The sequence below is a fragment of the Agromyces laixinhei genome (genome assembly GCF_006337065.1).
GTDB lineage: Bacteria > Actinomycetota > Actinomycetes > Actinomycetales > Microbacteriaceae > Agromyces > Agromyces laixinhei.
In genome coordinates, this window is record NZ_CP040872.1 from 989636 (window position 1) to 1006711 (window position 17076).

A 17076-nucleotide genomic window follows, 5' to 3' on the forward strand; every position below is an offset into this window, starting at 1 on the left:
GATGCCCGGCCCTCGTCGCAGCGTCAGCGGCGCAGTCGCCGGTACGCGCTCGCGGCCAGCGGCAGGAAGACGGCGGTGATCACGAGCGGCCAGACGGATGCCGCGAGCACGGCGTTCTCGGCGAGCCACCCGCTCGTCGCACCCGTGGGGTTCCCGAACAGCTCGCGGGTCGCCGTCGCGGTCGCCGACACCGGGTTCCACTCGGCGATCACGCCGAGCCAGCCCGGCATCGTCTCGGCCGAGACGAACACGGTCGACAGGAACCCGATCGGCCAGACGAGCACCTGCACCGCGGTCGTCGCTCCGGCACTGCGGAACCGCAGGCCGAGGAAGATGCCGAGCCAGAGCAGTGCGAAGCGGAGCCACAGCAGCAGCACGATGCCGAGCGCGATCTCGCCGGGGCCGGTGGTCGGCCGCCACCCGATGAGCAGGCCGCCGAGCATGAGCACGCCGAGGCTCAGCGCCGAGGAGGCGAGGTCGGCGATGGCCCGGCCGAGCGCGACCGAGGCGCTCGCGATCGGCAGCGAACGGAACCGATCGGTGATGCCGCGCTTGGCATCCTCGGCCATGGCGGTCATGGTCGACTCGAGTCCGAAGAGCATCGTGAGCGCGAACATGCCGGGCAGCAGGAACGCGATGTAGTCGCCGCCGCCCGGAAGCTCGATCGCGCCGCCGAAGAGGAACCCGAACATCAGGATGAGCATGATGTTGAAGGCGAGCCCGAACACGATGCCCCAGGGCTCCCGAATCCAGTGCAGCATGTCGCGTTCGGCGATCAGCCAGCCTTCCCGGGCGGCGTTCGGGCGACGGTCGCGCGTGCGCGATGCGTCGGTGACGGCGGTGGGCGGGGTGACGGCGGTCATCGTGCCTCCTCGGCGGTCGGTGCGGCGGATGCGGTCGGTGCGGCGGATGCCACGGGCTGCGGCCCGGCCGCCGGCCCGGTGAGGTGCAGGAACACCTCGTCGAGGGTCGGCCGTCGCAGTGCGAGGTCGTCGACGGTCAGTGCAGCGGCGTCGAGCGCACGAACGATCGGCGCGAGCGCCTTCGGCCCGTCGGCCACCTCAACCGTGACCGTGCGCGTATCTGCGTCGACGGATGCCGCTGCCCCGACCACCTGCCCGATGAGCGAGCCTGCCTCGTCGAGCCGCGTGACCTCGGCGATGACGGCGGCGACCCGGTCGCCGCCGAGCCTGCGCTTGAGCTCGCCCGAGGTGCCCTCGGCGACGACACGGCCGTGGTCCATCACCGAGATGCGGTCGGCGAGCTGGTCGGCCTCGTCGAGGTACTGCGTGGTCAGCAGCACCGTCGTGCCGGCCGCTGCGATCTCGCGTACCGCCTGCCAGACCGTCGCCCGGCCGCGCGGGTCGAGCCCGGTGGTCGGTTCGTCGAGGAAGAGGATCGCCGGGGTCAGCACGAGGCTCGCGGCGATGTCGAGTCGTCGTCGCATGCCGCCCGAGAAGCCGGAGACTGCGCGGCTCGCGGCATCCGTCAGCTCGAAGGTGCCGAGCAGTTCCTCTGCCCGGCGTCGTGCGCGGGCCTTCGAGAGCCCACTGAGTCGCGCGAAGAGCACGAGGTTCTGTTGTGCGGTGAGGGCTTCGTCGACGGCGTGGAACTGGCCGACCAGGCCGATGCGCTCGCGAACGAGCGCGGGCAGCTTTCGCACGTCGATGCCGTCGATCGTCGCGGTGCCCCCGTCGATCGAGGTGAGCGTGGTGAGGCAGCGCACTGCGGTGGTCTTGCCGGCGCCGTTCGGGCCGAGCAGGCCGTGCACCGTGCCCGACTCGACCGTGAGGTCGAAACCGGCGAGCGCGTTCGTCGTTCCGTAGTGCTTCTGCAGGCCGGCTGCCTGCAGCGCTGGGGCGGGTCGAGCTGGCTTCGGAGTCATCGCTCTCTTTCTCTGTACGGTGTATGCCGAATTTGATCCGGGGCATTAGCGTACACCATACGGAGAGGCTAGGCTAGCCCGTATGGCGGGAGAATCCACCGGACGAGGAGAGCCTGATCGCACACTCAGGCTGCTCTGGCGAGCACACCTCGGTGAGCCGACCGGCTCCCGCGGACCCAAGCAGCGCTCGAGCGTCGACGAGGTCGTGAACGCGGCGGTCCAGTTGGCAGACGACGAGGGCATCGACGCCGTCTCGATGCGCCGCATCGCCGATCGGCTCGGCCTGAAGCCCATGTCGGTCTACACCTACGTGCCGGGCAAGGCCGAACTCATCGACCTCATGGTCGATCAGGTCGCCGGCGAGAGATCGCTGCCACCGCTCGAGGGCACGCTCCGCGAGCGGCTCACCCGCATCGCACGCCTGCAGTGGAACGAGTTCGTGCAGCACCCGTGGCTCCTCTCGATCGACACGAGCCGCCCGCCGCTCGGTCCGAACGTGTCCGACCACTGGGAGTGGTGCCTGCGCGCGATCGACGGCCTCGGGCTCTCCGATCTCGATATGGACCGGGTCATCAACCTGCTGCTGGGATACGTCGGCGGGCCGGCCGGCGCGTACGTCGACGCCGAGCGGTTGCACGCCTCGAGCGACGAAACCGACCTCGAGTGGTGGGAGCGCAACGCACCGCTGCTCGACGAGATCATGGACGCCGCCCGCTACCCCGTCTCGGGTCGCGTCGGCCAGGCGGCCGGCGAGGCTTACCAGTCGGCGAGTGACCCAGCCGACGCGTTCGAGTTCGGGCTCGCTCGCGTCATCGACGGCATCGAGGGCTACATCGCGGCGTCCGGGCGCCCGGGCGCTACTTCGACGGCGGCTTCATGATCGCCCCCGCGGCGAGGCCGACCACGACACCCGCCGCCGTCCACAGCCAGAAGCCGGTCCACAGGCTGATGGCGACCCCGACGATGGCTCCGACGATGAGGCCGACGATCAGCTGATTGCGGCGTGCGGAAGACTTCGGTTCGGCCATGACCTCAGCCTACGTCGGCGCCGGAGGCCGTCAGAGCAGTCGGAGCGCGCGCACGGCGTCGCGCTCCTCGACGAGTTCGGCGACGGATGCCTCGATGCGCTGCCGTGCGAAGTCGTCGACGGCGAGTCCCTGACGGATGCGCCAGGCACCGCCCACCGAGTCGACGGGGAACGAGCAGACGAGTCCTTCGGGTACGCCGTATGAGCCGTCGGAGACGACCGCCGCGCTCGTCCACCCGTCGGCGGTGCCGAGGGCCCAGTCGCGCACGTGGTCGATCGTCGCGCTCGCCGCCGAGCCGACCGACGACGACCCGCGCACCTCGATGATCTCGGCGCCGCGCTTCGCCACCCGGGGGATGAACTCATCGGCGACCCACGTGCGGGCGGCAGTGTCGCCGCCGAATCGCTCAGCGAGCAGCGCGGGCACCGAGTCACCTGCCGCGGTCGCGTGCGCGACGTCGGGAAACTGGGTCGCCGAGTGATTGCCCCAGATCGTGACCCCGCGGAGGTCGCCGACGGGACGCTCCACGGCGGCCGCAAGTTGCCCGAGCGCCCGGTTGTGGTCGAGGCGAGTGAGCGCCGTGAAGCGTTCGGCCGGCACATCCGGAGCGTGCGCCGAAGCGATCAGCGCGTTGGTGTTCGCGGGATTGCCGACGACGACGACGCGGACGTCGTCGGCCGCGCCCGCGTTGATCGCCGCGCCCTGCGGGCCGAAGATGCCGCCGTTGGCGGCGAGCAGGTCGCCGCGTTCCATGCCAGCGGTGCGGGGGCGCGCACCGACGAGCAGGGCGACGCCGGTGCCCTCGAACGCCGAGCGTGCGTCGTCGAAGACCTCGACGTGCGAGAGCAGCGGAAAGGCCGAGTCCGCGAGCTCGAGGGCGGCGCCCTCTGCGGCGCGCACACCCTGCGGGATCTCGAGCAGGTTGAGGCGCACCGGGGTGTCGGGCCCGAGCATCGCGCCCGAGGCGATGCGGAACAGGAGGGCGTACCCGATCTGGCCGCCTGCGCCTGTGAGCGTGACGGTGATCGGTTTCTTGGCGGCCATGCTTCGAGCGTAGCCGGGGCGCCGCCGCGGCGCGGCGCCTGGCCGCGGCATCCGCTGGTCGATACCGTGTCGCCATGAGAGAGATGTATCCGGAGATCGAGCCGCTGGAGACCGGCATGCTCGACGTGGGGGACGGCCAGCACATCTACTGGGAGGTGTCGGGCAATCGGCAGGGGAAGCCCGTCGTGTTCCTGCACGGGGGGCCGGGAGCGGGAACGACCCCCGAGCACCGCCGCCTCTTCGACCCCGAGCGCTATCGCATCGTGCTCTTCGACCAGCGGGGTTGCGGCCTGTCGATTCCGCACGCGAGCGAGCCCGGCGCGAGCCTCGACGCCAACACGACCTGGCACCTCGTCGCCGACATGGAGCGCCTTCGCGGGCATCTCAGCATCGACACGTGGCAGGTGTTCGGAGGCTCGTGGGGGAGCGCACTCGCACTCGCCTACGCGCAGACCCACCCCGAGCGGGTCACCGAACTCGTGCTGCGCGGCATCTTCACGCTTCGTCGCCAGGAGCTCGACTGGTTCTACGAGGGCGGGGCGTCTGCCGTCTTCCCCGACCTGTGGGCGGACTTCCTCGCTCCGGTTCCGCCGCTCGAGCGGGCACACCTGATCGAGGCGTACGCGCGGCTGCTCGCCGACCCGAACCCCGAGGTGCACGAGCCGGCCGCCATCGCGTGGGCGCGCTGGGAGTCGTCGACCATCACGCTGCTGCCCCAGCCGGCGAACGTCGCCCGCTACACCGCGCCCGAGTACGCCACGGCGTTCGCGCGCATCGAGAACCACTACTTCCGGCACGGCGGCTGGTGGGACGAAGGGCAGCTGATCCGGGATGCCTCGCGACTCCGCGACATCCCGGCCGTCATCATCCAGGGCCGCTACGACATGTGCACCCCCGCGATGACCGCGTGGGATCTGCACCAGGCCTGGCCCGAGGCCGAGCTGACGATCATCGACGACGCCGGGCACGCCTTCGACGAGCCCGGCATCCTCGATGCGCTCATCACGGCGACCGACCGGTTCGCCGCCGGAACCTTCGACGACGATGACGAAGTCGAAGACGAAGACGATGACGAAGACGATGACGAAGACGAAGACGGCGAGGATGACGCCGATGACGAGGAAGAGGCCGACGATGGTGTCGACCGCACCCGCTGATTCCGTCGAGGAGTAACGTCGGCTCATGACGTTCAATCCCGACGCCGACATCAGTAGGGGCAAGGCGTCGAAGCGCGGCCGCAACGCCGGAATCGCCGTGGGCGGCGGGCTCGGCGTGCTCGCCCTCTTCCTGATCTCCCAGTTCCTCGGCGTCGACCTGACCGGGCTCGGCGGCGGCGGCGAACAGTCCGCGGTGAACGACTCCGCGCTCGAGCAGTGCCTCACCGGTCAAGACGCGAACGAGAACGTCGAGTGCCGCATGAAGGGCGCGTCGGCGTCGCTCGAGGCGTACTGGCAGACCGAAGCGCCGGCGCTCGGCGTCGCCTACAACGCCCCGCAGGACTTCATCCTCTTCGAGCAGGCCGTCACGACGGCGTGCGGCGCCGCCTCATCGGCCACCGGGCCGTTCTACTGCCCGCCCGACCAGATCATCTACATCGACGTGAGCTTCTACGACGAGCTGCGCAGCCGCTTCGGAGCGAGCGGCGGCCCGCTCGCCGAGATGTACGTCATCGCGCATGAATGGGGCCACCACGTGCAGAACCTCGCGGGCGTGCTGCAACGCTCGCAAGACGGGCAGACCGGCCCGACATCGAACGCCGTGCGGGTCGAGTTGCAGGCCGACTGCTTCGCTGGTGCGTGGGCGGCGGAGGCATCCCGCGTGGCCGACGAGCGCGGCGTGCCGTTCCTGCAGCCGATCACGAAGGCGCAGTACGCCGATGCGCTGAGCGCGGCATCGGCGGTCGGCGACGACCGGATCCAGCAGGCGACGCAGGGACAGGTGACGCCCCACTCGTTCACGCACGGCACGAGCGAGCAGCGCATCGCATGGTTCGAGACCGGCTACGAGCAGGGCGCCGGCGCCTGCGACACCTTCAGCCCGAGCACCCTCTGACCGGCGGCCACTCGGCCGCCGAACGGATTTCGCCGCCCGGCGTCATGATCGGCCGCGATCGACGTCTCTTCTGTAAGCGCACCGACGACGTGCGCAGACAGGAGAGCGAGCATGGCCCGGCGACGACGCGACACCCCCACTCAACACCGCGAGTTCTTCCGAGCGGTCACGATCGACGAGACGGTCGCACTCGCGTGCACCTGCAACCGCGGCGCCGATCACTGGTACGCAGAACCGACGGGCACCCCGCCGGTGACGGGCACCCGCCTCGGCAAGCGCGTCGAGCAGCACGACACCCCGGAACCCGACCTGCTCGCCCTCAGTCTGCGAGCGCTGCAGCGATCGTCTGACCGAGCTCGACCGGCCTGGTGAACTGCGGCCAGTGGCCGGTCGGCAGGTCGACGTAGTTCACCTGCTCGACCTTCGCGAGTTCGCGGGTCATCGGTGCGTCTGCTGCGATCCACTCGGCGAGCAGCCGGCTCGGGAACTCGCACGCGATGATCGTGATCGGCACGTCGTAGCGACGCTCGTCGCCGAGGCGGATGGGGTCGGTGGCGACCGCCGACGGCTGGGGGACGGCGCGAGCCCTGAACTCGGAGCGGAGCCCGTCGTCGAGGTCGACGAGGTCTTCGTCGCTGAACGCCTCCCACGGCGGGAGCGGCAGGTCGGCGCCCTCGACGGGCAGATCGTCGTTGATCACGTCGCCCTCGGCGACCGGCCCGGAGTCGACGTAGACGACACGTGCGATGCGGTCGGGGCGAGCGTCGACGACGCCGTGGGCGACCGTGCCGCCGCCCGAGTGGCCGACGAGCACGACGGGCTCGTCGAAGCCGTCGACCACCTCGACGACGGCATCGATGTGGGTGCGCAGGCCGATGTCGGAGCGGTCGGCGTCCGCCGACTCGAGGCCGGGCAGGGTGAGCGGATGCACGCGGTGGCCCGCCTCTTCGAGCAGCGGGGTGACCCGTTGCCACGATGACGCGTCGAGCCAGAAACCGGGGATGAGAATGACGTCCATGCGGTGACGCTATCCCCGACCTCCGACACGGGGAACTGCGACGGCCGCCCCTCGGGCGACCGAGACGCGGGGGCGCCGCCCGACGTTCGCTGTCGCGAGCACGACGATGCCCGCGGCGAGCACGACGAGTCCGAGCAGTGCGCCGCCGGTGAGCGCCTCGCCGAGCAGCGCGACACCGAGGATGCCCGCGGTCAGCGGCTCGGCGAGGGTCAGCGTCGACGCCGTGGCGGGGGCCAGTCCGCCCAGCCCGTACCCGAAGAGGAGGTAGGCGACGGTCGTGGTGACGAGGCCGAGCCAGAGCGCCATCACGAGTCCGGGCGCGGTCGCGAGCCACGAGACATCCGTCGTCGCGAGCACTGGGATGCTGCAGACCGCCGCCGCGCCGAAGAGCGCCCCCATGCTCGACGACGCGCTCCAGCCGCGATCGAGCAGTGCCTTCGCGGCGAGCGTGTAGACGGCGTACGAGGCGCCGGCGCCGAGCGACGCGGCGAGGCCGAGCGGGTCGGCCCCCGCGGATCCGCCGCCGCCGGTCGCGGCCGCGAGGATGCCGACGCCGAGGGTCGCGATGGCGGTCGCGACGGCCCAGCGGTGGCCGGGATAGCGGCGCCGCAGCATCCAGTCGAGTCCGCCCGTGATGACAGGGGCCGAGCCGAGCGCCACGACGGTGCCGACGGCGACGCCGTTCGCGGCGGTGCCCGCGAAGAACGCCGGCTGGTAGGCGAGCACGCCGGCAGCGCCGATGGCGACGACGAGCCATGAGGGCAGCGGATGCCGCGTGGCGATGCCGGCGGCCGGCGCGACGGGGGCGCGGGCGGCCGCGCGTCGGCGCGCGGCGAGGATCGGAACGAGGGCGATGAGCCAGAGCGCGCCGCCGCCGATCAGGATCCGTGCCGCGCCCACCGAGGCCGCGCTCGCATCGGGGCCGAGCGCCTGCGCGGTGCCGGTGGTGCCGAAGCAGACGGCCGCGAGCAGTACGGCGGTCACGAATCTCATGCCATATTGTTCCACAATCCCGCGTGCGGTGGTGCGCGGGCGCCTCGCCGCAGGCGGGTAGGCTCGCGGATGTCGTGCGCGCGATCCGGCGACGAAGCCGTGGGCGCAGCCGACATCCGTGACCCGAAACGGAAAGGACTCCTGTGCGCGCCGTGCTCTTCAACGCCTTCGGTGAGACGCCCGAACTCGTCGACGTGCCCGAGCCCGAGTGTCCGCCGCGCGGCGCCGTCATCCGGGTGCGCGCGACCGGCGTGTGCCGCAGCGACTGGCACGCCTGGATGGGGCACGACGAGACCGTGTCGCTCCCGCATGTGCCCGGGCACGAGTTCGCCGGCGAGATCGCCGTGCTCGGCTCCGAGGTCGACCCGGCGGCGGGCTGGGCGGTCGGCGATCGCGTCACCGCCCCGTTCATCTGCGCGTGCGGCCGCTGCCACGAGTGCCTCACCGGCAACGAGCAGGTCTGCGACCACCAGTCGCAGCCGGGCTTCACCCGCTGGGGCTCGTTCGCCGACTTCGTCGCGATCGACGAGGCGGAGCTGAACCTCATCGCCCTGCCCGATTCGCTCGGCTTCGTCGAGGCGGCCTCGCTCGGCTGCCGGTTCGCGACGGCCTACCGGGCCATCGTCTCGCGTTCGCGACTCGCTCCCGGCGAGCAGATCGCGGTGCACGGATGCGGCGGGGTGGGCCTCTCCGCGATCATGATCGCCGTCGCGGCGGGCGTGAAGGTCTACGGCGTCGACGTGTCGGATGCCGCGCTCGCCGCGGCCGAGGGGCTCGGCGCCGTGCCCGTGCAGGGCGGCGAGGGCGCGGCCGATCGCATCCTCGAGATCTCGGGCGGCGGTGTGGATGTCTCGGTCGACGCCTACGGCTCGTCGCAGACGTCGTTCGCCTCGGTGCGCAGCCTGAAGAAGCGGGGCCGGCACGTGCAGATCGGCCTCATGGTCGGCGATTCCGCGCTCGCCGCGATGCCGATGGACGCCGTCATCGACGGCGAACTCGAGATCCTCGGCAGTCACGGCATGGCGGCCCACGAGTATCCTTCGATGCTCGGCGCCGTCGCCTCGGGTGACTTCCGCCCGATCGAGCTCGTCGGTCGGCGCATCACCCTCGACGAGGTGCCGTCGGCGCTCGCGGCGATGGGCCGGGCGGGCGGCGCAGGCTCGGGCATGACCGTCGTCGAGCTGTAGCGGCATCCGCTCGCCCTGCTCGTCAGGTGCCCATCGGATGACCCCGTAGCATGACGGGGAACCCTCAGGAGGAATCGATGAGCGATGGTCGTGCCGCACCCGCAGGCTGGTATCCCGATCCGAACGATGCCGCAGCGCAGCGTTGGTGGGACGGTGCGCAGTGGACCGAGCACCGGGCTGCCGCCCCGGTGACGGCATACCCCGCCGCCCCCGCCTACGTGCCGGCTGCGGAGGGCGGGCGCCCTGCGCCGTACGGCGGCGCCGAAGCCGCGCGCATGCCCGAGGGCACTCCGGTCGACACGCTCTGGATCTGGCTGATCGTGGCCCTGCCCGTGCTCGCCGCGCTGCCGATCTTCTTCTGGGACCTCGAGGCGTACGTGATGTCGTCGATGTCGGTGGATGCTTCGGCGAACCCGGTGCTCGCCGCGCTCGGCCCCTACACCGACCCGTGGTATCTCGCGCTGATGTTCGGCAGCTGGATCGCCTACGGGCTCGTCGTCTGGTTCGCCTACCTCGACTACGCGGCACTCAGGCGGCTCGGCTACGCGCGCCGCTTCCACTGGGCGTGGGCATTCCTCTCCTCGCTCGTCTACGTCATCGGCCGTTCGGTCGTGGTGCGGGGGCAGGCCGGTCGCGGGTTCCTGCCGATGGCGGCGGCGATCGCGTTGTCGGTCGTGCTCACGATCGGCGTGGTGACGTGGGTCGCGGTCATGATGGTGAACCTCTTCTCGAGCTCGATGGAGATGTACTCCTCGTACTGACCGCCGCGACCGAGCAGAATGGGGCGATGGACCCCGTCGCCGCGCTCGAGGAGATCGCCTTCCTGCTCGAACGCGATCGCGCCTCGGCGTACAAGTCGAAGGCGTTCCGGCGGGCGGCCGAGATCATCCGCCCGCTCGACGCCGAAGAGGTCGCGGCTCGCGTCGGCGACGGCCGGTTGAAGCGCACGGCCGGCATCGGCGACTCGACGCTCGCGGTCATCGCCCAAGCGGTCGAGGGCGGCGTGCCCGCGCGTCTCGCGGAGCTCCGGGCGAAGGCCGGCCTCTCGCCCGAGGGCGCGCGCACCGGTCTCCGCGCGCAGTTGCGCGGCGATCTGCACAGCCACACCGACTGGTCCGACGGCACGACGAGCCTCGAGACGATGGCCAGGGCGGCTGAGGCACTCGACCTCGAGTACCTCGCCGTCACCGACCATTCGCCGAGCCTGCGCGTCGCCAACGGGCTGAGCGCCGAGCGACTCACGGCACAGCGGCACGCGATCGCCGAGGCGGCGGCGGGGGCCGGCGGCATCCGTCTGCTTCGCGGCATCGAGGTCGACATCATGCTCGACGGCACCCTCGACCAGACTCCAGAGATGCTCGACGGGCTCGACGTCGTGGTCGCGAGCGTGCATTCCAAGCTCCGCACCGAGGCGCCCGAGATGACGAAGCGGATGCTGCGCGCCATCGCAGACCCGCACACGAACGTGCTCGGGCACTGCACCGGCCGGCTCGTCGAGGGCGCGCGCGGCACTCGCCCGCCGTCGACCTTCGACGCGCAGCCGGTCTTCGAGGCGTGCGCCGAGCACGGCGTCGCCGTCGAGATCAATTCGCGGCCCGAGCGGCAGGATCCGCCCGATGAGCTGATCGCGGTCGCGCTCGAGGCGGGGTGCCTGTTCTCGATCGACAGCGATGCGCACGCTCCGGGGCACCTGACGTTCCTCGAACTCGGGGCCGCCCGCGCGACGGCGAACGGCGTGCCCGCCGAACGCATCGTCACGACATGGCCGGTCGAGCGGCTGCTCGAGTGGAGTCGCGACCGCTCGGCGTGAGCTGCTCTCCTACGAACCCGGACGCTGCGATGTGCCCTGATGCGGCGGCAGGTGCGTGCCGCGGTGGATCTCGGTGAGGCTCGCGTGTCCGGGGGATGCGGGGTCGTCGACGATCGGTCTGTCGGCCATGAACAGTCGGATGAGATGGGCGAGCTCACCCGAGTGGCTGAAGTTGATCGCGTGCGCCGCGCCCTCGATCTTGACGAGCAGCACGTGGTTGTCGGTCGCTGCGGCGACCTCCTGCACCCGGGTCGCACCGGGCATGAGCGGATCGCGTTCGCCGATGACGACGAGCGTCGGAACGTGGAGCTCGAGCAGACGTTCGAGCGACGGGTACTGCGTGAGGGCCCGGAACATCTTGAAGGTGCTGGGCACGCCGAAGCGAAGGTAGTCGGGCACGGCGACCTTCATCATGCGCGGGGGCTCGCGGCCGCCGTCACGGGTGAGCTGGCCGACCGCGCGGCCGAGCGGCTGGTTGTAGACGCCGCCGGCCGGTGAGACGAGCACGGCCCGCTCGATGCGCTCGGGGTAATGGTGTGCGAATTCGAGGATGACCGGGCAGCCCATCGAGTTGCCGACGAGGGTGGCCTTCTCGATGCCGCGATCGTCGAGGAAGCGGGCAGCAGCGTGCGCGAGGTCGGGCACGTCGAGCGCATTCGCGGCCCTGCCGCTGCGGCCGAAGCCGGGCAGGTCGGGCACCAGGGTGTGGAACTGGTCGGCGAGGCGCTCTGCGGTCGGCAGCAGGTATCGCCCCGAGAGGCCGAAACCGTGCAGGTGCATCATCGCCGGGGCATCCGGTGGCTGCGGGGATTCGCGGTAGAACAGGGCGATGCCGTCGACCGTGGTCCACCGCTCGGCCAGACTCGACTCCGGCCGCCTGGGAGGCCGCCGGGGCGCCGCTTTCGTGCCCATAGCGTCGATCATCCTCGCCGCCGGAATCCCCGTCAACGGCGTGGTGCTGGCACACTCTCCTACTGATGCGTCTGGCGCATCAGTACGTGAGTCTGGCCGCACCTGATGCGCCTGGCCGCACCTTGACGAGCCGGGGTCTTCTACGCCGAGGCGCCGGGGCTCGATTCGCGCGTGCGCGCGCAGCCGTCCGGGATGTCGATCCGTTCACTGACCCAGACGGGTACGAGTGGACCGGTTCGTGACCGGTGGTTCGGGAGTCGCGCGTCGTCGGTGAGATGGTCAGCGTAGCGCGCTCAGATACCGGCGTCGGGCAATCTGCTGAGCGATGCGGAGTAGCGGATAGAGCGCCCGCCACGGTTGCTGGGGCGCCGGGCGCGTGAGCGATCGGATGGTGAGGAACACGTCCTCGACTTCGCGGTGGACGATGAATGCTTCCTCGCCGTCGACGGGGTGCCCTGGGAGGGTTCGGTAGGAGAACCCGACGCGTGATCCGGTGGCGATGACGGACACCACTCGGACGGGTTCGTGGACGGTGATGCCGGCCACCCGGGCGGTGATCGTGAGTTCCATGCCCGGCGAAACCGGTTGCGCGTCGGGTACGGTGAATCCGCTCCGGGTCTTCACCTTCCAACGGAGGACATCGTGTACGGCGCGCTCCCAGACCTCGTCGCCGTGTCCGATCCCGGTCGATGCTTCGGAGCGATGGAACGAGCTCGACTCGTCGACGGGCCATGCCTGCAGCTGAGGGTCGGTCATGTGGTGCCGGTCGCCTCCTCGAGCACCGCAACGAGGTGGCGGTTGCGGATGCGGATCAGCCGGCGCAGGTAGGGCACCAGCGCCGTGCGCTCGGCGAGCCGTCCGAAGATCGGCGACCCGATCGTCAACGTGTCGACCATGACGGTGATCTCGCCGTCCCGGCCGAACGAGTGCTCATGGCGAAAGGAGCGGAACGGTCCGCTGGTCTGCTCGTCGACGAACCGATCGGGTCGATCAAGACTGGTGATCTGCGCGGTCATCGTGAACCAGACCCCGAAGTGCCGCGCACGCCAGGTCACGGTCTCGCCGAGCCCGATCGATCCGCCGGTGACACCGCCGATCGCTCGCTCGCTCGACTGCCGCATCGACGCCACGTGCTCGTCGATGCTCAGGGAGGCATCGAACAGCTGCTCCACCGGCACTGTCGTTCGGGTGACGAGAGAAAAGGAACTGACCACGCATCGATCCTGTCAGGTGGGCCGCCTCCGACCTCGATTGAGGATGCTTCCGATCTTGCTGCAGAGATGTGCAGTGGGAGTCACGGAAGGGAGAACTCTCTGAGTTGACGGCGCGAGGTGAGGTCGAGCTTGCGGAAGATGTTCCGCAAGTGGGCTTCGATCGTGCGCGGACTCAGGAACAGTTGCGAGCCGACTTCTCTCGACGTCGCCCCGGTGGCCACGAGGCGCGCGATGTGAAGCTCCTGGGCGGTGAGTTCGTCGGTGGACCGGGCGGTTCGTTTGCGCGGATGCTCCCCGGTGGCGCGTAGCTCACGGGCGGCTCGTGAGGCGAACGCCTGCGCACCCATGTGCGACAGAAGCTCGTGGGCCTCCCGCAGCTGTTCGCGTGCATCCTGCCGACGACCCTCGCGGCGCAGCCACTCCCCGTAGACCAAGTGGGCGCGGGCGGTTTCGCCGGTCATCCTGGAGTCTCCGAGGAGTGCCAGCGCCTCACGGTAGTGGTCTTCGGCATCGGGGCCGGTGCTCGTCAGTGCCCGTGAACGTGCCTCGAGGCCGAGCGCCCACGGCGTGCCACAGGCACGGGCTCGCGAACTCAACCGCTCGAGCGCGAGTGCCGCGCGTTCCGGGTCGCCGGCACGAACGGATGCTTCGATCAGCTCGGGCAGGCTGACGCTGCTGATCGACAGCTCGTCGGTGCTGCACGCCCTCGCCGCAGCCTCCTGAGCGGCCGGATACTCGCCGAGCCCGTTGTGAAGCACTGCTGTCGCATACTGTGCCAAGGCAACCTCGGCACCGTCCTCGGGGTAGCTGGCATCGTGGAATGTGAGATCGCTCAGTTCGGTCGTCACAGCTCGGTCGCCACACCAGGCAGCCAGGATGGTGTGCGCGTGACGCAGCTGAACGCCGCCGGTCGAGTCGGTGATCGCCGACGCCTCGGCAGCCAACTCGCCGGCGCGGGCGAGCTGCCCGCTGATGACGAGAACGTTGGCCTGGAAGTTCAGGGCGGCGGGGAGCCCTGCCAGTGCGCCGGCGGCACGCGTCAGGCGAACGGTGCGGTCGGACAGCACGTGAGCCAGCTCGTCGTCGAGGATTCCGACGGCGATTCGGCCCGCCAGCCACAGCCACGGCTGATCCCGATCGTCGTGCACAACGTCCGCGCGGTCGGCGTCACGAAACGCCTCCAGCGCGAGCCGCAGTCGAGGAACCCCTGCCGAGTACCCCCGGGCCATGGTCGTCGCAAGTCCGTCCAGGAGCAGGTCGACCGGCCGCGCCGTCGGCCCCGGGTCGCAAGCGACAAGCGTCGCCTCGGCGATGCCCGCACCGGCGGAGCCGCCGTTGATGATCGCCGCATCGAGTGCGTAGAGGTACGTCTCGCGAGACAGCGCTGCGTCCAACGGGGCGAGCATCCTGGCGGCATCCAGCAGCATTCCCGGCGCCTCCGTGCCACGCGACACGTGGAACGCGATCTGAGCGCGCAGCAGATCGACTCGTGCGCGCTGCAGCGTGTCGAGCGGCCCGGCCTCCGCGACCGCGAGCAGTTCCAGGGCGGCATCCGATGCACCGGCCTCGTGCTTGGCATGCGCGGCGTCCAACGCGCGTCTCGTGCGGTCGGACGGCTCGGGCGTCAGCTCTGCGGATCGCTGCATGAACGCTCCCGCGGCTGCGAATCCGCCGCGGGCACGCGCTCGCCCTGCTGAACGCTCCAACTCTGCTGCGGCCTGCTCGTCGGCGCCCATGACCGCTTGCGCGCCGTGCCATGCGCGCCGGTCGGGGTCGAGCAGGGGGTCGGTTGCCGTGGCCAACGCGCTGTGCGCCCGGCGGCGGTCGGGCGGGGTTGCGGCCCGATACACCGCCGAGCGCACCAGCGGATGGCGAAACCGCACTCGGGAGTCGATCTCGAGCAACCCGGCGGATTCCGCCGGCGCGGCCGCCTCAGGGGAGATCTCGAGCTGAGCAGCCGCGCGCCACAGCAGAGCCGCGTCTCCCGTCGGTTCGGCCGCGGCCACCAGCAGCAGAGCCTGCGTGGTCTCTGGCAGGCTGCCCGAGCGGCGTCGGAAACTGTCTTCGACGCGGCCCGGGACATCCATGAGGTCTGGCAGTTGGAAGCCTCCCGCAAGCCGAGCAGGTTGCATGCTCCCGGGCAGCTCGAGCAGCGCGAGCGGGTTTCCCCGCGCCTCCGCGATGATCCGGTCGCGAACGCCGTCGTCGAACGCCGCCCGCACGGCTGTGCCCAGCAGCACCCGGGCATTCGTCTCGTCGAGCCCGTTCAGACGCAGATCGGGCAGGCCGGCGAACGTATGTGCAGTGCCCTCTGCGGGGTCGCGCACACCGAACACCAACACCAATTGCTCGGCCGACACCCGCCGGGCCACGAACGCCAGCACCTCGGCGGACGCGTGGTCGAGCCACTGCGCATCGTCGGCGAGACAGAGCAACGGGCCATGCTCGGCGACCTCGGCGAGAAGGTTGAGGGTCGCCAATCCGACGAGGAACCGGTCTGGAGCGGCACCGCCTTGCCTGCCCAACGCCACTCCGAGGGCGATCTGCTGCGGTTCCGGCAGCACCCCTATGCGGTCGAGCAGCGGTGCACACAACTGATGCAACCCGGCGAACGCGAACTGCGATTCGGCCTCGACTCCCGTCGATGACTCCACCCGGAACCCGGATGCTTCTGCCATGTCGCGCAGGTGATCGAGCAGGGCGGTCTTCCCGATTCCAGCCTCGCCGCGCACGACGAGCGCCCCGCTGCGCCCGGCTTGCGCCGCGGCCAGAAGTTGCTCGAGCTCGTGGCGCTCAGAGCGCCTGTCCAGAAGCTTCGGCACGTTTCGCTCCCATGCAGTGTCGGATGGCACCGCCTGCCCGAAACCATGTGGTTTCCACAGCAATTATCCCTGACGCGGGTGTCGACGGCCCGAACAGCCGTCGGTGACATCCGGAGATCAACTCGGTGGCTTCCACCGACGCGAAGCGGCCCGTGCCGGTGCGAGCCTGACAGCACGGTGGAGACCCGCGAGTCGGGGAACCAGCCGAACCGAATCTGCATGAAGGACTTTCGAGAGGGGAAACGACATGGGACACATCGCCGTCGGGGAGGAGAACAGCACGCCGATCGGGCTGTACTACGAGGATCATGGCGCAGGCCAGCCTGTGGTGCTCATCCACGGGTATCCGCTGAACGGCCAGAGCTGGGAGCGTCAGACCCGGGAGTTGCTCGCTGCCGGATACCGGGTCATCACCTATGACCGTCGGGGCTTCGGCCAGTCCTCGAAGGCCGGTTCGGGCTACGACTACGACACCTTCGCCGCCGATCTGAACACGGTGATGGAGACCCTCGACCTCCGAGACGTCATCCTCGTCGGGTTCTCGATGGGAACCGGCGAACTCGCCCGTTACGTGGCACGATACGGCCACGAACGGGTCGCGAAGCTCGCGTTCCTCGCCGCCCTGGAGCCGTACCTCGTCGCCCGGTCGGACAATCCCGAGGGCGTTCCCCAGATGGTCTTCGATGAGATCGAAGCACAGGCGAGGGATGATCGGTACGCCTGGTACACGCAGTTCTTCACCGACTTCTACAACCTCGACGAGACCCTCGGCAACCGAATCAGCCAGGAGGCCGTCACCGGCAGCTGGCAGGTCGCGATCTCGAGCGCACCCGTGGCGGCGTCTGCCGTGGTGTCGTCGTGGATCGAAGACTTCCGTGGGGATGTCGAGGCGGTTCGCGCCAGCGGCAAGCCCGCGCTCATCCTCCACGGCACGGCCGACAGGATCCTCCCGATCGACGCGACGGCCCGCCGGTTCCGGCAGGCGCTGCCCGACGCGCAGTACGTGGAGATCACCGGGGCTCCGCACGGGCTGCTGTGGACGCACGCCCCCGAGGTCAACGCCGTGCTGCTCGCCTTCATGGCACCGCACCTCGACTGACGGCGCCGCAGA

Annotated in this window: 18 protein-coding genes; 8 read left to right on the forward strand and 10 right to left on the reverse strand. The window is 70.3% G+C overall.

Translation table 11 applies throughout. From position 1 onward, the window contains the following. Positions 1 to 23: 23 nt before the first annotated feature. Positions 24 to 863, reverse strand: a complete 840-nt coding sequence (locus tag FHG54_RS04645; RefSeq protein ID WP_139416239.1) for an ABC transporter permease — start codon at positions 861 to 863, stop codon at positions 24 to 26. Continuing rightward, positions 860 to 1885 (reverse strand): ATP-binding cassette domain-containing protein, encoded by a 1026-nt coding sequence (locus tag FHG54_RS04650; protein WP_139416240.1) that lies wholly within the window; start codon positions 1883 to 1885, stop codon positions 860 to 862. Before FHG54_RS04650 ends, FHG54_RS04645 begins: the two co-directional genes overlap by 4 nt. Positions 1886 to 1967: 82 nt before the next feature. Here FHG54_RS04650 and FHG54_RS04655 point away from each other — a divergent pair, with 82 nt between their 5' ends. Next, positions 1968 to 2765, forward strand: a complete 798-nt coding sequence (locus FHG54_RS04655) for a TetR/AcrR family transcriptional regulator (protein WP_139416241.1) — start codon at positions 1968 to 1970, stop codon at positions 2763 to 2765. Here FHG54_RS04655 and FHG54_RS04660 read toward each other — a convergent pair. Together FHG54_RS04660 and FHG54_RS04665 are read right to left on the reverse strand one after the other, a co-directional pair. Then, a complete protein-coding gene (locus FHG54_RS04660) occupies positions 2743 to 2913 on the reverse strand; it encodes an HPP family protein (protein ID WP_139416242.1) in 171 nt (56 codons plus the stop codon). The genes FHG54_RS04655 and FHG54_RS04660 overlap by 23 nt on opposite strands. Positions 2914 to 2943: 30 nt before the next feature. Then, positions 2944 to 3957, reverse strand: a complete 1014-nt coding sequence (locus FHG54_RS04665; protein ID WP_139416243.1) for a malate dehydrogenase — start codon at positions 3955 to 3957, stop codon at positions 2944 to 2946. A gap of 74 nt (positions 3958 to 4031) precedes the next feature. Between FHG54_RS04665 and pip the strand changes: the two genes are divergently transcribed. The 3 genes from pip (at position 4032) to FHG54_RS04680 (ending at position 6381) form a co-directional block, all read left to right on the forward strand. After that, a complete protein-coding gene (gene pip / locus FHG54_RS04670; protein WP_139416244.1) occupies positions 4032 to 5114 on the forward strand; it encodes a prolyl aminopeptidase in 1083 nt (360 codons plus the stop codon). Between the two features lie 25 nt (positions 5115 to 5139). Next, positions 5140 to 6009 carry a KPN_02809 family neutral zinc metallopeptidase gene (gene ypfJ, locus FHG54_RS04675; protein WP_139416245.1) on the forward strand — a complete coding sequence of 290 codons (870 nt, stop codon included), beginning with the start codon at positions 5140 to 5142 and terminating at the stop codon, positions 6007 to 6009. 111 nt (positions 6010 to 6120) lie between these two features. Beyond that, positions 6121 to 6381 (forward strand): hypothetical protein, encoded by a 261-nt coding sequence (locus tag FHG54_RS04680; protein WP_139416246.1) that lies wholly within the window; start codon positions 6121 to 6123, stop codon positions 6379 to 6381. On the opposite strand, the gene FHG54_RS04685 is transcribed toward FHG54_RS04680, so the two are convergent. Beyond that, on the reverse strand, positions 6329 to 7027 hold the full coding sequence (locus FHG54_RS04685; protein WP_139416247.1) for an alpha/beta fold hydrolase: 699 nt from the start codon (positions 7025 to 7027) through the stop codon (positions 6329 to 6331). The two genes, FHG54_RS04680 and FHG54_RS04685, sit on opposite strands and share 53 nt — an antisense overlap. A 9-nt stretch (positions 7028 to 7036) precedes the next feature. Further along, positions 7037 to 8020, reverse strand: a complete 984-nt coding sequence (locus tag FHG54_RS04690; RefSeq protein WP_139416248.1) for an EamA family transporter — start codon at positions 8018 to 8020, stop codon at positions 7037 to 7039. Positions 8021 to 8163: 143 nt separating this feature from the next. Here FHG54_RS04690 and FHG54_RS04695 point away from each other — a divergent pair, with 143 nt between their 5' ends. The 3 genes from FHG54_RS04695 to FHG54_RS04705 all read left to right on the forward strand — a co-directional run bounded on the left by FHG54_RS04695 (position 8164) and on the right by FHG54_RS04705 (position 11017). Continuing rightward, a complete protein-coding gene (locus FHG54_RS04695; protein ID WP_139416249.1) occupies positions 8164 to 9207 on the forward strand; it encodes an alcohol dehydrogenase catalytic domain-containing protein in 1044 nt (347 codons plus the stop codon). A 77-nt stretch (positions 9208 to 9284) separates the two neighbouring features. Next, positions 9285 to 9968: a DUF2510 domain-containing protein gene (locus FHG54_RS04700; RefSeq protein WP_168197104.1), complete on the forward strand. Its 684-nt coding sequence runs from the start codon at positions 9285 to 9287 to the stop codon at positions 9966 to 9968. Between the two features lie 26 nt (positions 9969 to 9994). Then, a complete protein-coding gene (locus tag FHG54_RS04705; RefSeq protein ID WP_139416251.1) occupies positions 9995 to 11017 on the forward strand; it encodes a PHP domain-containing protein in 1023 nt (340 codons plus the stop codon). Between the two features lie 9 nt (positions 11018 to 11026). Here FHG54_RS04705 and FHG54_RS04710 read toward each other — a convergent pair whose 3' ends face one another. From FHG54_RS04710 to FHG54_RS04725, 4 genes are all read right to left on the reverse strand, one after another. Then, positions 11027 to 11929, reverse strand: a complete 903-nt coding sequence (locus FHG54_RS04710) for an alpha/beta fold hydrolase (RefSeq protein WP_139416252.1) — start codon at positions 11927 to 11929, stop codon at positions 11027 to 11029. Positions 11930 to 12208: 279 nt separating this feature from the next. Then, the gene (locus FHG54_RS04715; RefSeq protein ID WP_139416253.1) at positions 12209 to 12685 is read right to left on the reverse strand and encodes a DUF1990 family protein; all 477 of its coding nucleotides are present in this window, start codon (positions 12683 to 12685) and stop codon (positions 12209 to 12211) included. Further along, positions 12682 to 13143 (reverse strand): SRPBCC family protein, encoded by a 462-nt coding sequence (locus FHG54_RS04720; RefSeq protein ID WP_139416254.1) that lies wholly within the window; start codon positions 13141 to 13143, stop codon positions 12682 to 12684. Before FHG54_RS04720 ends, FHG54_RS04715 begins: the two co-directional genes overlap by 4 nt. An 80-nt stretch (positions 13144 to 13223) precedes the next feature. Then, entirely contained in the window at positions 13224 to 15965 is a 2742-nt protein-coding gene (locus tag FHG54_RS04725; RefSeq protein WP_210415468.1) for an ATP-binding protein, read from the reverse strand. 247 nt (positions 15966 to 16212) lie between these two features. Between FHG54_RS04725 and FHG54_RS04730 the strand changes: the two genes are divergently transcribed. After that, positions 16213 to 17064: an alpha/beta fold hydrolase gene (locus tag FHG54_RS04730; RefSeq protein ID WP_139416255.1), complete on the forward strand. Its 852-nt coding sequence runs from the start codon at positions 16213 to 16215 to the stop codon at positions 17062 to 17064. Positions 17065 to 17076 lie beyond the last annotated feature (12 nt).

Coding starts and splice junctions, on each gene's coding strand:
- FHG54_RS04645 (WP_139416239.1), bottom strand. CDS start 863: ATGACCGCCGTCACCCCGCCCACCGCCGTCACCGACGCATCGCGCACG.
- FHG54_RS04650 (WP_139416240.1), bottom strand. CDS start 1,885: ATGACTCCGAAGCCAGCTCGACCCGCCCCAGCGCTGCAGGCAGCCGGC.
- FHG54_RS04655 (WP_139416241.1), top strand. CDS start 1,968: ATGGCGGGAGAATCCACCGGACGAGGAGAGCCTGATCGCACACTCAGG.
- FHG54_RS04660 (WP_139416242.1), bottom strand. CDS start 2,913: ATGGCCGAACCGAAGTCTTCCGCACGCCGCAATCAGCTGATCGTCGGC.
- FHG54_RS04665 (WP_139416243.1), bottom strand. CDS start 3,957: ATGGCCGCCAAGAAACCGATCACCGTCACGCTCACAGGCGCAGGCGGC.
- pip (WP_139416244.1), top strand. CDS start 4,032: ATGAGAGAGATGTATCCGGAGATCGAGCCGCTGGAGACCGGCATGCTC.
- ypfJ (WP_139416245.1), top strand. CDS start 5,140: ATGACGTTCAATCCCGACGCCGACATCAGTAGGGGCAAGGCGTCGAAG.
- FHG54_RS04680 (WP_139416246.1), top strand. CDS start 6,121: ATGGCCCGGCGACGACGCGACACCCCCACTCAACACCGCGAGTTCTTC.
- FHG54_RS04685 (WP_139416247.1), bottom strand. CDS start 7,027: ATGGACGTCATTCTCATCCCCGGTTTCTGGCTCGACGCGTCATCGTGG.
- FHG54_RS04690 (WP_139416248.1), bottom strand. CDS start 8,020: ATGAGATTCGTGACCGCCGTACTGCTCGCGGCCGTCTGCTTCGGCACC.
- FHG54_RS04700 (WP_168197104.1), top strand. CDS start 9,285: ATGAGCGATGGTCGTGCCGCACCCGCAGGCTGGTATCCCGATCCGAAC.
- FHG54_RS04705 (WP_139416251.1), top strand. CDS start 9,995: ATGGACCCCGTCGCCGCGCTCGAGGAGATCGCCTTCCTGCTCGAACGC.
- FHG54_RS04710 (WP_139416252.1), bottom strand. CDS start 11,929: ATGGGCACGAAAGCGGCGCCCCGGCGGCCTCCCAGGCGGCCGGAGTCG.
- FHG54_RS04715 (WP_139416253.1), bottom strand. CDS start 12,685: ATGACCGACCCTCAGCTGCAGGCATGGCCCGTCGACGAGTCGAGCTCG.
- FHG54_RS04730 (WP_139416255.1), top strand. CDS start 16,213: ATGGGACACATCGCCGTCGGGGAGGAGAACAGCACGCCGATCGGGCTG.